Source organism: Stappia sp., from assembly GCF_048261845.1.
Lineage (GTDB): Bacteria > Pseudomonadota > Alphaproteobacteria > Rhizobiales > Stappiaceae > Stappia.
Map to the genome: position 1 here is coordinate 57415 of NZ_JBLXFR010000001.1, position 13803 is coordinate 71217.

Annotated in this window: 10 protein-coding genes; 2 read left to right on the top strand and 8 right to left on the bottom strand. The window is 64.7% G+C overall.

What is annotated here, in order from left to right; translation table 11 throughout:
* Positions 1-17: 17 nt before the first annotated feature.
* The 6 genes from ACN0T5_RS00285 to ACN0T5_RS00310 all read right to left on the bottom strand — a co-directional run bounded on the left by ACN0T5_RS00285 (position 18) and on the right by ACN0T5_RS00310 (position 10385).
* Positions 18-884 carry a peptidylprolyl isomerase gene (locus ACN0T5_RS00285; protein WP_417766613.1) on the bottom strand — a complete coding sequence of 289 codons (867 nt, stop codon included), beginning with the start codon at positions 882-884 and terminating at the stop codon, positions 18-20.
* A 63-nt stretch (positions 885-947) separates the two neighbouring features.
* Positions 948-1658 carry a respiratory nitrate reductase subunit gamma gene (gene narI / locus ACN0T5_RS00290; protein WP_417766614.1) on the bottom strand — a complete coding sequence of 237 codons (711 nt, stop codon included), beginning with the start codon at positions 1656-1658 and terminating at the stop codon, positions 948-950.
* 11 nt (positions 1659-1669) lie between these two features.
* A complete protein-coding gene (gene narJ, locus ACN0T5_RS00295) occupies positions 1670-2380 on the bottom strand; it encodes a nitrate reductase molybdenum cofactor assembly chaperone (RefSeq protein ID WP_417766615.1) in 711 nt (236 codons plus the stop codon).
* The gene (gene narH / locus ACN0T5_RS00300; protein ID WP_417766616.1) at positions 2380-3903 is read right to left on the bottom strand and encodes a nitrate reductase subunit beta; all 1524 of its coding nucleotides are present in this window, start codon (positions 3901-3903) and stop codon (positions 2380-2382) included. The genes narJ and narH overlap by 1 nt, the downstream gene beginning before the upstream one ends.
* Entirely contained in the window at positions 3900-7652 is a 3753-nt protein-coding gene (locus tag ACN0T5_RS00305) for a nitrate reductase subunit alpha (protein ID WP_417766617.1), read from the bottom strand. Before ACN0T5_RS00305 ends, narH begins: the two co-directional genes overlap by 4 nt.
* 12 nt (positions 7653-7664) lie before the next feature.
* A complete protein-coding gene (locus ACN0T5_RS00310) occupies positions 7665-10385 on the bottom strand; it encodes a nitrate/nitrite transporter (RefSeq protein ID WP_417766618.1) in 2721 nt (906 codons plus the stop codon).
* 280 nt (positions 10386-10665) lie between these two features.
* Between ACN0T5_RS00310 and ACN0T5_RS00315 the strand changes: the two genes are divergently transcribed.
* On the top strand, positions 10666-11364 hold the full coding sequence (locus ACN0T5_RS00315) for a helix-turn-helix domain-containing protein (protein ID WP_417766619.1): 699 nt from the start codon (positions 10666-10668) through the stop codon (positions 11362-11364).
* A 16-nt stretch (positions 11365-11380) separates the two neighbouring features.
* On the opposite strand, the gene ACN0T5_RS00320 is transcribed toward ACN0T5_RS00315, so the two are convergent.
* A complete protein-coding gene (locus ACN0T5_RS00320; protein WP_417766813.1) occupies positions 11381-12049 on the bottom strand; it encodes an NnrU family protein in 669 nt (222 codons plus the stop codon).
* Positions 12050-12051: 2 nt separating this feature from the next.
* Positions 12052-13254: an NnrS family protein gene (locus ACN0T5_RS00325; protein ID WP_417766620.1), complete on the bottom strand. Its 1203-nt coding sequence runs from the start codon at positions 13252-13254 to the stop codon at positions 12052-12054.
* Between the two features lie 136 nt (positions 13255-13390).
* On the opposite strand from ACN0T5_RS00325, the gene ACN0T5_RS00330 reads away from it, so the two are divergent.
* On the top strand, positions 13391-13795 hold the full coding sequence (locus ACN0T5_RS00330) for an RrF2 family transcriptional regulator (protein ID WP_417766621.1): 405 nt from the start codon (positions 13391-13393) through the stop codon (positions 13793-13795).
* Positions 13796-13803: the final 8 nt, after the last annotated feature.

A 13803-nucleotide genomic window follows, 5' to 3' on the forward strand; every position in this document is an offset into this window, starting at 1 on the left:
GAGATCAGAGCGCCGCCTCAGGCACTCCGGGCGGAAAGATCGACGCCGGAAATTTCGGCCGTGGCCACGAGCTCCGCGACAAAGTCCCGGGCGGCGCGCGCCCAGGATGCCTTTTCCATTGCGGCAGCGATTTTGGGAGCCACGGCCTCGTAGGGAAGGACCTTGCCTTCCGCCAGCGCGTCGAGACGGATCACATGATAACCGTGCCGTGTGGCCACCGGCTCCGCCGTGATCTCCCCGTCGCCAAGAAGACGCAGCGCCGCCTCGAATTCCGGCACGGTATCGCCGGGGCCGAGCTGGCCGAGGGCACCGCCACCGGATCGCGAGCCACAGTCGCTTTCCCGCGCGGCAAGCCTTGCAAAGCCGGCTGGATCGGCCAGCGCCTCGGCGCAAAGCCGGCGTGCCCGGTCACGGGCGATCGCCGCCCCCGTCTTGTCTCCCTGCTCGCAGGCGCAAAGGATATGCGAGACTTCCCACAACGGCGGCGACCGGAAGCGCGAGGGATCGCGTTCCCATTCCTGGCGAACCGCCGCATCTTCGGGCAATGCGGCTTCCACCGCCAGGTCGAGAAGCGCCCGGATGCGCGCCTCCTCATCCGTCTCGTAGCGCCCGGGGCCGACCTCACGCTGTTCCGTGACGATGTCCCGGCGCGCCGCTTCCTGCAGCAACAGGGTGCGGATGGCGAGCGCCTCGGCGGCACGCTGCCAGGCGGCCCTTGGCGATCCGCCCGAGACCGGATGGTTCTGCGCTTCCGTTCCGATCGTCGCGACCGGCAGGCGCTCGCCGTTGACGACGATCTCGCGCATGAACGGCTCGGCCGCGTGTTCCTCTCCTTCAACCGTGACCCCTTTCACGGCGATCACTGTACGACGGGCATTGGCCATGTTCTTTCTCCGAGGGTTCGCGCGGCCGCGACAGGTCGCCGCCGCACCGGTGTCGGGATCATTTCAGGAGTGACGCGTGCTGCGCCCGGCAAGCGGTGTCTGCCGCCGGGAACGCACGATCTGGTAGCCCGGCCGCAACAGATATCGCAGCGGCGCCGAAAGCATGTGGACGAGCCGGGTGAAGGGGAACACCAGGAAGATCGTGAGGCCGAGAGCCAGGTGCAGCTTGAAGATCGGCGAGACGTCGGCGATATGCGCGGCCGCATCCTTCTGGAAGGTGAAGATCCCCTGCGCCCAGGCCATGAACTTCGTCATCTCGTGGCCGTCGAGATGCTGAAGCGAGACGATGATGGTCGCAAGACCCAGCACAAGCTGGGCGAGCAGCAGCGCCAGGATGGCGATATCGGCAAAGCTGGACGTCTTGCGAATGCGCGGGTCGCTCCAGCGCCGGTGGAAGAGCATCCCCCCTCCGACAAGGGCCATCACGCCGGCGATACCGCCAACGACAACGGCGAGCAGCTGCTTGGCGCCATGGCTGATGCCGAGCATGTCGAACACCCAGATCGGCGTCAGCAGGCCGAAGAGATGGCCGAAGAAGATCACCAGCACACCGACATGGAAGAGCACCGAGCCGACAACGAACTGGCGCCGGCGCAGAAGCTGCGACGACGACGATTTCCAGGTGAAGGGATCGCGCTCGTAGCGCGCGATCGAGCCGATCGCGAGCACCGAGAGAGCGATGTAGGGATAGATACCGAATACGAAATTGTGCATCTCGACCTCCATCATTCAGCCGCGTGGCCGTGAGCGAGCGGAACGGAAACAGGAGCTTCCATGCGTGAGAGCATGTCCCGCACCTGCGGACATCCGGCATTGGGGTCGGGACCGAAGGTGACTTCGCTCTCCTCCCAGACACGGTCCAGCGCCTCCAGGTCGAAGGGATCCACCTCCGGCTCTGCCAGAAGCCCGGCAAGCGCCGTGTCGTCCGGGCGCGCGCCGGCGAGTTGTCCCAGGGTTTCGAAGGCTGCCGCATAGGCGCTTTCACGCCGTTCGAGGCGCTGACGCAAGGCTTCCAGGATATGCGCGGCGTCGGCGAGGATCTCGTTCGCCTCTTCCGCCGGGCGGGTCGACAGGAACTCCAGCAGCACCGGAAGGTGGTCCGGCAATTCGGACGTCGCCGGCTCGAAACCGGCGGCGCGATAGGTCTCCAGAAGCGAGACCATCGCCCCGCCACGATCCCGGCTCTCGCCGTGAACGTGCTCGAACAGGTTCAGCGACAAGGTGCGGGAGCGATCGAACAGGCCGACATAGGCTTCCTGCAGATCGTAGATATCGCCTGTGGCGAGCATGTCGCAGAGGTCGCGCAGGCCGCGTCGCGTCAAGCCCGTGAGCCTCGTGTCGGCAGCGAAGACCGCCGAAATCTCCGGCATGGCGTGCTGCAGTTCCTCGCCCGGATAGCTGAGCACCAGGGACAGGGCTTTCATCGAGCGGTCCATCACATCACCTCCGTCGGCATCTTCAGCGGACGCTTCTTGCCGCCGAACAGCGACGCCTGGCTGGTTCCCGACGAACACCCGTTGCCATCGGTGAAGCCACAACCGCCCTTGAGGTCGTAGGCTTCCTCGACCTGCTCGCGATGGGTCGTGGGGATGACGAAACGGTCCTCGTAGTCGGCAAGCGCCATGATCTTGTACATGTCCTCGATCATTCGCCCGGTGAGACCGACGCGCTCGGCGATACCCTCGTCGAGCTCGCCCTCGATGGTCTTGGCACGCATGTAGGCGCGCATCGCCAGCATCCGCTCGAGCGCCTGCACCACCGGCCCCTCGTCGCCCGCCGTCAGCATGTTGGCCAGATACTTCACCGGAATGCGCAGCGAACGGACGTCGGGCATGGCGCCGTCGACGCCGATCTTGCCGGCCTGGGCGGCGTTCTGGATCGGCGAGAGCGGCGGGATGTACCAGACCATCGGCAGGGTCCGGTATTCGGGATGCAGCGGGAAGGCGACCTTCCATTCCATCGCCATCTTCCAGATCGGGCTTTCACGCGCCGCGCGTATCCAGTCCTCGGGGATGCCGTCGGCGCGCGCCGCCTCGATCACCGCCGGGTCCTTGGGGTCGAGGAAGATGCCGAGCTGCGCGTCGTAAAGATCCATCGGGTTCTCGACGCTCGCGGCCTCCTCGATCCGGTCCGCGTCATAGAGGATGACGCCGAGATAGCGGATGCGCCCGACACAGGTCTCCGAGCAGACGGTCGGATTGCCGCTTTCGATGCGCGGATAGCAGAGCGTGCACTTCTCCGACTTTCCGGTCGACCAGTTGTAATAGACCTTCTTGTAGGGGCAGCCGGACACGCACATCCGCCAACCGCGGCACTTCTCCTGGTCGATCAGGACGATGCCGTCCTCCTCGCGCTTGTAGATCGCGCCGGACGGGCAACTGGCCGCACAGGCCGGGTTGATGCAGTGCTCGCACAGGCGGGGGAGATACATCATGAAGGTGTTCTCGTATTCCCCGTAGATCTCCTTCTGGATGCCTTCGAAATTGTAGTCCTCGCCGCGCTTGGAGAACTCTCCGCCGAGGATTTCCTCCCAGTTCGGCCCCTTCTCGATCTTCTCCATCCGCTCGCCCGTGATCACAGACCGCGGACGCGCCGTCGGGAAGGCTTTCATCTCGGGCGCGGACTTCAGGTGGTCGTAGTCGAAGTCGAACGGCTCGTAGTAGTCGTCGATCTCCGGCAGGTCCGGATTGGCGAAGATATTCGCCAGGATCCGCCACTTGGAGCCTTGCCTCGGCCGCAGCTTGCCGGAGCGCGTGCGCTCCCAGCCGCCGTTCCAGCGCTTCTGGTTCTCCCAGTCGGTGGGATAGCCGGTGCCGGGCTTGGTCTCGACATTGTTGAACCAGGCGTATTCGACGCCTTCGCGGCTGGTCCACACGTTCTTGCAGGTCACCGAGCAGGTGTGGCAGCCGATGCATTTGTCGAGATTGAGAACCATGCCGATCTGTGCGCGCACTCTCATTGGGCGGCCTCCTCGTGGCTTGCGTCTGCGGACGCCGGCTCATCGAGCCAGTCGACCTTGCGCATCTTTCTCAGGACGATGAATTCATCGCGGTTGGAGCCGACGGTTCCGTAATAGTTGAAACCGTAGGATTGCTGGGCATAACCGCCGATCATGTGGGTCGGCTTGAGCACGGCACGGGTGACCGAATTGTGGATGCCGCCGCGCAGGCCGGTCTTCTCCGAGCCCGGCGTATTCACGATCTTCTCCTGTGCGTGGTACATGAAGATCGTGCCGTCCTTGATGCGCTGCGAGACGACCGCACGTGCCGTCAACGCACCGTTGACGTTGTAGGCCTCGACCCAGTCATTGTCCTTGATCCCGGCCCGCTTCGCGTCTGTCTCGCTGATCCACACCACCGGGCCGCCGCGGTTGAGCGTCAGCATCAAGAGGTTGTCGCTGTAGGTGGAGTGGATGCCCCATTTCTGGTGCGGGGTGATGAAGTTGAGCACCAGATGCGGTTCGCCGTCGCGCGCATCCGTGTTGATGCGCCCGGTGACCGTCTTCAGGTCGACCGGCGGCCGGTAGGAGACGAAGCCCTCGCCGAAGGCCCGCATCCACAAGTGATCCTGATAGAGCTGCTGGCGGCCGGTCAGCGTACGCCAGGGGATCAGCTCATGGACGTTGGTGTAGCCGGCATTGTAGCAGACCGTTTCGCTCTCGATCCCCGACCAGGTCGGCGAGGAGATGATCTTGCGCGGCTGGGCGGCGATATCGCGGAAGCGGATCTTCTCGTCTTCCTTGGGCCGCGCCAGATGGGTGTGGTCGCGGCCGGTGAAGTCCGAAAGGGCCTGCCATGCCTTGACCGCCACCTCGCCGTTGGTTTCCGGCGCAAGCATGAGGATGACCTCGGTCGCATCGATATCCGTGACGATGCGGGCGCAGCCCTTGGCCGGCCCCTCCTCCCACACGCCGTTGAGATCGCGCAGGTGCTGGACCTCGTGGCCGGTCTTCCAGGCAATGCCCTTGCCGCCGTTGCCAACCTTGTCCATCAGCGGGCCGAGGGCGACGAAGCGGTCATGCAGCGCCGGATAGTCCCGTTCGACAGCGATGAAGGCCGGCGCGGTCTTGCCCGGGATCAGGTCGCACTCGCCCTTCTTCCAGTCCTTCACCTGGTCCTGTGCGATCTCGGCCGGCGTGTCGTGCAGGATCGGCAGTGCGACGATGTCGGTCTCGCGGCCGAGCACCTCCGGCGCGACCTGCTGGAACTTGGCTGCAATCGCCTTGAAGATCTCCCAGTCCGACTTGCTCTCGTAGGCCGGATCCACCGCCGCCTGCAACGGATGGATGAAGGGATGCATGTCGGAGGTGTTGAGGTCGTTCTTCTCGTACCAGCTCGCCGTCGGCAGGACGATGTCGGAGTAGACCGCCGTGGTCGACATGCGGAAGTCGATGCAGACCAGCAGGTCGAGCTTGCCGCGCGGTGCCTCGTCGTGCCAGCGCGCCTCCTTCGGCAGAGGCCTGCCCTCCTCCTTCAGATCGCCGCCCAGGACGCCGTGATCGGTGCCGAGCAGGTGCTTGAGGAAATACTCGTGCCCCTTGCCAGAGGAACCCAGCAGGTTGGACCGCCAGACGAACAGGTTGCGGGGCCAGTTCTCCGGCGCGTCCGGATCCTCGCAGGCCATTTCCAGTTCGCCGGACTTCAGGCCGCGCGCGACATAGTCCTTGATCTCGACGCCGGCTTCCTTCGCCGCACGGGCAACGTCGAGCGGGTTCTGCTTCAGTTGCGGCGCGGACGGCAGCCACCCCATCCGCTCGGCGCGGATGTTGTAATCGATCATGCTGGCGTCCCAGTCGCCCTCGGGCGCGGTCGGCGACAGGATCTCGCTCGCCTCCAGCGTCTCGTAGCGCCACTGATCGGTATGTGCGTACCACGCGGAGGTGGAGTTCATGTGCCGCGGCGGGCGGCCCCAGTCGAGGGCGAAGGCGAGCGGTGCCCAGCCTGTTTGCGGCCGGAGCTTCTCCTGGCCGACATAGTGTGCCCAGCCGCCGCCGGACTGGCCGATACAACCGCACATCACCAGCATGTTGATGACGCCGCGATAGTTCATGTCCATGTGGTACCAGTGGTTCATCGCCGCGCCGATGATGACCATGGATTTGCCCCTGGTCTTCTCGGCGTTGGAAGCAAATTCCCGTGCCACATGCGCGATCTTGTCCGCCGGAACCCCGGTGATCTTCTCCGCCCAGGCCGGCGTGCCGGGACAGTCGGCTGCGTAGTCGCTGGTCACCCAGTCGCCACCGAGCCCCCGATCAAGGCCGTAATTGGCGCAAAGCAGGTCGAAGACCGTCGCGACCGCGATCTCGCCATCGGCGGTCATCACCCGCTTCACCGGCACATTGCGGGTGAGGATGTCGGGCCGTGTGTCGCCGGTGGTAAAGGCCTCGCTGGCCGCGCCGCCGAAATAGGGGAAGTCGACGCCGACCACCTCGTCGCGGTCCTCATCGCCGACAAAGGTCAGGCGAAGGCGTGTCTCGGCCGCGCCGGCGCGCTCCTCCAGGTTCCAGGTGCCCTTCTCGCCCCACCGGTAGCCGATGGCCCCGTTGGGGGCGACAAGCGAGCCGGAATTCTCGTCGAAGGCGACGGTCTTCCATTCGGGATTGTTGGCCTCTCCGAGCTTGCCGTCGAGGTCGTCGGCGCGCAGGAAGCGACCGGGAACCAGTCGCCCGTCGCGCTCCTCCAGACGCACCAGCATCGGCATGTCGGAATACTGGCGGCAATAATCCTCGAAATATTCCGCCTGCCGGTCGAGATGGAACTCGCGCAGGATGACGTGCCCGAAGGCCATGCCGAGCGCCGCGTCGGTGCCCTGCTTGACGTTGAGCCAGACGTCACCGAACTTCGCCGCCTCCGAATAGTCGGGACAGATGACGGCCGACTTGGTGCCGCGATAGCGCGCCTCGGTGTAGAAATGCGCGTCGGGTGTGCGGGTCTGGGGAACGTTCGATCCCCACAGAAGCAGGTAGCCGGCATTGTACCAGTCGGCCGATTCCGGAACGTCCGTCTGCTCGCCCCAGGTCATGGGAGAGGCCGGCGGCAGGTCGCAATACCAGTCGTAGAAGGACATGCAGACGCCGCCGAGCAGGCTCAGATAGCGCGAGCCGGCGGCATAGCTGACCATCGACATGGCCGGGATCGGCGAGAAGCCGAAGACCCGGTCGGGGCCATACTTGCGGGTGGTGTAGGCATTGGCCGCGGCGACCAGCTCGGTCGCCTCGTCCCAGCTCGCCCGCACAAAACCGCCCTTGCCCCGATTCTCCACATAGGAGGCGCGCAGGACGGGGTCGTTCTGCAGCCGCGTCCAGGCCGCGACCGGGCTCATCGTGCGGCGCATCTCGCGCCAGATCCTCATCAGCCGGCCGCGCACCAGCGGGTTCTTCACCCGGTTTGCCGAGTAAAGGTACCAACTGTAGCTGGCGCCGCGCGCACAGCCGCGCGGCTCGTGGTTGGGGAGGTCGGGGCGGGTACGGGGATAATCGGTCTGCTGGGTCTCCCAGGTCACGATCCCCGACTTGACGTAGATCTTCCAGCTGCACGAGCCCGTGCAGTTCACGCCGTGGGTGGAGCGCACGATCTTGTCGTGGCGCCAACGGTTCCGGTAGGTCTCCTCCCAGTCACGGTTCTCGCGCGTAACCTGGCCGTGGCCGTTGGAGAACCGCTCCAGTTCGTTCGACTGGAAGAAGTTCAGTCTGTCGAGCAGATGACTCATGGTCGGTCCTTTCTATTCGGCGGGCTGGGCAGTGACAGGCGTCGCACGGCCGCGCTCGATGTCGTGGAGGAGGCCGCCTGGCCGCGTGTACCAGGCCCAGGTGATGACGAGGCAGATCACGTAGAAGGCGAGGAAGCCCCAGAGAGCCGCCACCGGGGCGCCGGTCATGGCGATCGACGAGCCGTAGGCCTTGGGGATGAAGAAGGCTCCATAGGCGGCGATCGCGCTGGTGAAGGCGATGATCGCGGCGCTCTCGCGATCCGCCTGCTTGCGGCTCGCGCCCGCATCCAGGTCCGGCATCAGGCGCGGGATTTCCCGGCCCATGATCGCGGGGATCATCTGGAAGGTGGAGGCATTGCCGATGCCGGTCAGCAGGAAGAGCGCCATGAAGGCGGCGAAGAAGCCCTCGAAGCTGCCCGCGCCGATCGAGGCGATGACGCCGAAGACAGACAGGATCATGCCCGCGAAGACCCAGACGGTGACCCGTCCGCCGCCGAAACGGTCGCTGATCCATCCCGTCGCCGCGCGCGACAGGGCGCCGACAAGCGGTCCGAGGAAGACGTATTGCAGGGCATTCACTTCCGGGAACTGCAGCTTGGTGAGCAGCGGGAAGCCGGCCGAGTAGCCGATGAAGCTTCCGAATGTGCCGGTGTAGAGGATGCACATCAGCCAGTTGTGCTTGCGGCCGAAGATCACCGCCTGCTCGCGGAAGCTCGCCCTTGCGTCGGCGATGTCGTTCATGCCGAGCCAGGCCGCCGCGGTCGCAACCAGGATCAGCGGCACCCAGACGAAGCCGGCATTCTGCATCCACAGCCGGCCGCCATCGGACATCACCTGCGGCTCCCCGGCAACCGCGCCGAAGACACCGGCCGTTATGACCAGCGGCACCAGAAACTGCATCACCGAGACACCAAGATTGCCGAGCCCGGCATTGAGCGCCAGCGCGTTGCCTTTCTCCGCCTTGGGAAAGAAGTAGGCGATGTTGGCCATCGAGGAGGCGAAATTGCCGCCGCCGAGGCCGCACAGCAGTGCCAGTGTGAGGAAGATCAGATACGGGGTCTGCGGGTTCTGGACCGCATAGCCGATGCCGAGGGCCGGCACGAGCAGCGAGGCGGTGGAGAGCGTTGTCCACAGCCGGCCACCGAAGATCGGCACCATGAAGCTGTAGAAGATGCGCAGGGTCGCGCCCGACAGGCCCGGCAGCGCCGCCAGCCAGAACAACTCTTCCGGTGTGAAGTCGAAACCGATGGCGGGAAGCCGTGCGACGACGACGGACCAGACCATCCAGACCGAGAAGGCAAGCAGCAGCGCGGGGATCGAGATCCACAGGTTGCGGCGCGCGACACGACGGCCTTTTTCTTCCCAGAAGCTCCTGTCCTCCGGCCGCCAGTCGTCGAGCACGCGCGGCATCGCGGTCCGCTCGGGATGGTGGATCGGCTGCATTTCAGGCAGTTGCGGCAAGGCATCCAGAGCCTCGCCGTGGGACGCCCGCTCCATGGCGCGGATCGACAGGTGCATCCAGGCGAGCGAGACGGCGACAACAACAAAGAGAAGAGCGAAGCAACTGGTGTAAATGCCGCTGAGATCCAGCAGCGCGCCGAAGGCGATCGGCAGAACGAAACCGCCGAGACCGCCGATCATGCCGACAAGACCGCCGACCGCACCAACGTGATTGGGGTAGTAGACGGGGATGTGCTTGAAGACCGCCGCCTTGCCGAGGCTCATGAAGAAGCCGAGGGCGAAGAGCGTGCCGACGAAGGGCCACAGACCCATTTCCGTGGTGAAGGAGATCAGCCCGTCCTTGCCGCGAATGACATAGTCGGTCGGCGGATAGGACAGCATGAACAGAAGGATGAGGCTGAACCCGAAGGTCCAGTACATCACCGCGCGAGCGCCGAAACGGTCCGAGAGATGGCCGCCATAGGCGCGGAACAGCGACGCCGACAGGGAGAAAGCGGCAGCGCACATGCCGGCGGTCTTCACGTCGACACCATAGACGTCGATCAGGTAATGCGGCAGCCACAAGGCCAGCGCGACGAACGCGCCGAAGACGAAGAAGTAGTAGAGCGAGAAGCGCCAGACCTGAAGGTTCCTCAACGGCGCGAACTGCTGCGCAAAGCTCGGCGACTTGACGCCGCTGCGGCGGCGCTCGACGAGCTCCGGGTCGTCCTTGGCGAGGAGGAAGAAGAGAATGCCGACGATGGCAAGGCCGATCGCCCAGGCATAGGCAACACCGTGCCAGCCATAGGCAACCATGACGAAGGGCGCCACGAACTTGGTTACGGCCGCGCCGACATTGCCGGCGCCGAAGATGCCAAGCGCCGTTCCCTGGTGGCCGGCATCATACCAGCGCGAGACATAGGCAACGCCAATGATGAACGACCCGCCCGCAAGGCCGATGCCGAGTGCAGCCACCAGATACATCGTGTAGGAATGAGCCAGCGTCAGCGCCCAGGTGGCCAGCGCCGTCAAGATCATCTGTGCCGAGAAGACAAGACGGCCGCCGTACTTCTCGGTCCAGACGCCCAGAAAAAGGCGCGTGACGGAGCCGGTCAGGATCGGGGTCGCGACGAGAAGACCGAACTGGGTGTCGGTGAGCCCGAGCTCTTCCTTGATCGCCACGCCGATGATGGAGAAAATCGTCCAGACTGCGAAACAGGCGGTGAACGCGATCGTACTCAGTGCCAGCGCGCGATTCTGTTCGGCGGGTCTGACGCTGTCAGTGGTTTGCATGTCTATGCCTCCAGGCGGATGCGCTTCGCTCGAGTCAGAAACTCAGGCGCCAACACAGCAGGAGGCGGGTGCGTGGAACTTGATCTAGGTCATGCAGGACGCAAAAATCTTTTGAAATAAACGACTTAAAGAAAATAGTCATATCGCCATTCAGGAAATATCAAATGAATTATTGATGTCTGCTATTTTTCTTTTTGATTTTATTCTTCTGATTTCTTGACATTTATCAATTATAGATCCGTGATCGCAGCTGTCAGGACGCGTCGGGCAAGGGGGAAGAATGAGAACCAGTGACGTCCCGGAGGTTCGCAGCCTCCCACTGTTCTGCGACATGAGCGACGACAGTTTCACCGCGCTCATGCGGGCAGCCTATGTCCAGACCTTTCCCCCGCATGTCGAGATCGTGTCCGAGGGCGAGGCCTGCGACTTCCTGCATATCGTGGTGGAAGGCAGTGTCGAGCTGTTCGCCAGTTGGGCCGAGCGCGAGACGAGCATGGCGATCGTGCAGCCGGTCAATGCCTTCATCCTCGCCGCAACGATCCGCGACGCACCCTATCTGATGTCGGCGCGCACCATCGAGAAGACACGCATGGTGCTGGTCCCGTCGACGGATGTGCGCGCCGTCTTCGACACCGACTTTGCGTTCGCACGCGCCGTCGTCGCGGAATTGGCGCAGGCCTATCGTACCGTGGTGAAAGGCAAGAAGAACCTGAAGCTTCGCACCTCGATCGAGCGACTTGCCAATTATTTGCTGCGCATGCGGGCAATGTCGGGCGGGGGGCCGGAATTCGAGCTCGACATGGAAAAGCGCCGGCTCGCCTCCCTTCTCGGCATGACCCCGGAAAACCTGTCGCGGGCGATCCGGGCGCTGCAGCCCTATGGTGTCGAGGTCGACAACAGCCGCGTGCGGATCGAGAACCCCGGCGACCTGATCAAGCTGGCGAAGCCGACACCTCTGATCGACGACCCCGAGCACTGATCGCGCCTGGCCATCGTCAAGGCAGCGGACTGACGCCGATGACCAGAGGGTGAAGCAGGAGCAAGCCGAGATAGAGGCAGAGCCCGGCGGCCAGACGCAAGGCAAGCGCCTTCGAGGAGACCGGCACAGGCAGCAGTGGCGAGGCTGCAACGGCATCTGACAGCGACAACCATCCGGCGCCCATTTCACGCTGGCGGCGCCGGTCGATGATCTTCATTCCGGCAAGCGCAAAGGCGGCGAACGTTCCGAAAAGCAGCGCATGGGCCAGGTCGCCATTGGCAATGACATGCGCTGCCGCCCAAAGCGCCATTGCCGCAAGCAGCGGATGACGACACCAGCGCACAAGCCCGGGACGGTCCGGATCGAAGGTGTCGTTGTCCCGGCCTCCGAAGGAGAAGGGGTTCGGGCGGGCGATCGCCAGCGCAACCAGCAGGCAGGCGGGAAGCATGACCAGTGCCGGCACATGCATCTGCCAGGCCCGCCAGGGCCACAGTGCCACGTAAGGTGCGCGTCCCGCGGCTACAATCAGCCACGCCAGCACGGCCACCGAGAGCGTCGAATAGGCGATCAGGAAGGTGCGGCGGCCGACAAGGCCCTCGGCCCTGCTCCGTACGGCAGGGCGCAAGGGCAGCGAGTGACTGGCAAAAAAGACCGAGAAGGCAATGGCCAGTTCCGCCCAGGCCATGCTCACGCCGCCTTTCGGTGACGGGCGAGCAAGGGACCGTAGAGGACGGCGAAGCCGCCGAATGCCGCGATCCACGTGAGGGCGGACAGGACATAGAGCATCTCCGCCTGGGCCGGCGACAACCCGGCCAGCACACGCATCAGGACGGAACAGATCAGCAGCAGGTAGACCAGAGAGGTCCCCGGACCGGCGGCAAGTGCCCGCCCGGTATGGCCAAGTGTGGCCCGCGTCATCACCGCCAGCGTCATGACGCCAATGGCACCGGCCAGCCACAGATGCTGCGCGGCGGCGCTCGACAGAAGGTCGGGCCAGAGGATCGAAATGCCGAGCGCCAGCGCACCGGCCGGTACGAAGCCGTAGCCGGCGTGCAGGATCCAGACCAGCGGCTCGGCACCGGTACGCACCCCGGCCCAGCGCGAAAGGCGCAAGGCATGCAGCAACCCGGCGGCGATCAACGCAGCGCCCGCCAGGATTGATCCCGGCATCGAAACCCAAAGAGCCAGCGCCGCAAGGAGGACCGCAAGCGAGATATTGTCAAAGCGCCCGGGAGGTGTCGGCAGGCGGCTTTCACCCCGCTTCACCAGCCAGTTCCGGGTGAAGGAAGGAAGAATCCGGCCGCCAATGACCGAAATCATCAGCACCGCAGCGGCCAGTCCCAACCGCAGGCCCACTCCCTGCGCCGGATACTCCCCGCGCACCGCATCCAGATGGAACAGCAGATTGCCGGCGATCATCAGGGCCAGCATTCCAAGCACAACGAGATTTCGCCAGTTCCGCCCGGCGACAAGCTCGCGCAGGATTGCGGCGGCAAGCGTTGCCTGAAAGGCGAGATCGACCGCCGCAACCAGGCTCGCCGGCAATCCGGCCGAGACGGCGATCACGACCCGCCCGGACAGCCAGAGCAGGAAGAGGCCGGCGAGCGGCCAACCGACCAGAGGCAGGCGGCCCGTCCAGTTGGGCACCGCCGTCAGCAGAAAACCGGCGATCACGGCGCCGAGATAACCGAACAGGAACTCGTGAGCATGCCAGGAAACCGGATCAAACGCGGTTGGCAGTGACAGCCGTCCCGTGAGCATGGGCACCCACGCCGCCATCGCAAGGGCGGCAAAAACGGCGCTGCCCAGGAAGAAGGGACGAAAACCGTATGTGAGGATCGCAAGACCTTTCCATGTCCGCATCCGCTCCGCGCTCGTCGCCATTGCCATCGCGCCCTCATTCTGCGTCGGCCGAACCGCGCCGGGTCCGTTGCCACGGTCGCGCGTGCCCGCGATGAATACGTATTTGAAATACCAATTACCAGATGTTATTACGCATCTCAAATGCCAATTCAGGAGCGTGACATTGCGCCTCACATCCTTCACGGACTATGGCTTCCGTGCTCTCATGCGCATGGCCGCCGATCCCGGGCGGGCCTTTTCCACGTCCGAACTGGCGGCAGACCTGCGCATCTCGCGCAATCACCTGGCCAAGGTCATCTCGCGGCTGGCGCGTGCCGGCATTCTTTCGACGCGGCGGGGCGGCGCCGGCGGCGCCGTGCTGGCACGTCCCGCCGGCGACATACGGCTGGGCGAGATCGCCCGTGTCCTTGAGGCCGACCAGGCGCTGGTCGAGTGTTTCGCGGACGATACAAGCGCCTGTACGCTGATACGAAGATGCCGCCTGCAACCGCGCCTGGCGGCGGCAGAACGCGCGTTTCTCGCCGAGCTTGACCGCAGCACGCTGGCGGATTGCGCCGACCTGCCCTGACCCCCGAC

Excerpts from the sequence above, each read along its gene's own strand:
- ACN0T5_RS00285 (WP_417766613.1), bottom strand. The coding sequence starts at position 884 with ATGGCCAATGCCCGTCGTACAGTGATCGCCGTGAAAGGGGTCACGGTT.
- narI (WP_417766614.1), bottom strand. The coding sequence starts at position 1,658 with ATGCACAATTTCGTATTCGGTATCTATCCCTACATCGCTCTCTCGGTG.
- narJ (WP_417766615.1), bottom strand. The coding sequence starts at position 2,380 with ATGGACCGCTCGATGAAAGCCCTGTCCCTGGTGCTCAGCTATCCGGGC.
- narH (WP_417766616.1), bottom strand. The coding sequence starts at position 3,903 with ATGAGAGTGCGCGCACAGATCGGCATGGTTCTCAATCTCGACAAATGC.
- ACN0T5_RS00305 (WP_417766617.1), bottom strand. The coding sequence starts at position 7,652 with ATGAGTCATCTGCTCGACAGACTGAACTTCTTCCAGTCGAACGAACTG.
- ACN0T5_RS00310 (WP_417766618.1), bottom strand. The coding sequence starts at position 10,385 with ATGCAAACCACTGACAGCGTCAGACCCGCCGAACAGAATCGCGCGCTG.
- ACN0T5_RS00315 (WP_417766619.1), top strand. The coding sequence starts at position 10,666 with ATGAGAACCAGTGACGTCCCGGAGGTTCGCAGCCTCCCACTGTTCTGC.
- ACN0T5_RS00320 (WP_417766813.1), bottom strand. The coding sequence starts at position 12,049 with ATGGCCTGGGCGGAACTGGCCATTGCCTTCTCGGTCTTTTTTGCCAGT.
- ACN0T5_RS00325 (WP_417766620.1), bottom strand. The coding sequence starts at position 13,254 with ATGGCAATGGCGACGAGCGCGGAGCGGATGCGGACATGGAAAGGTCTT.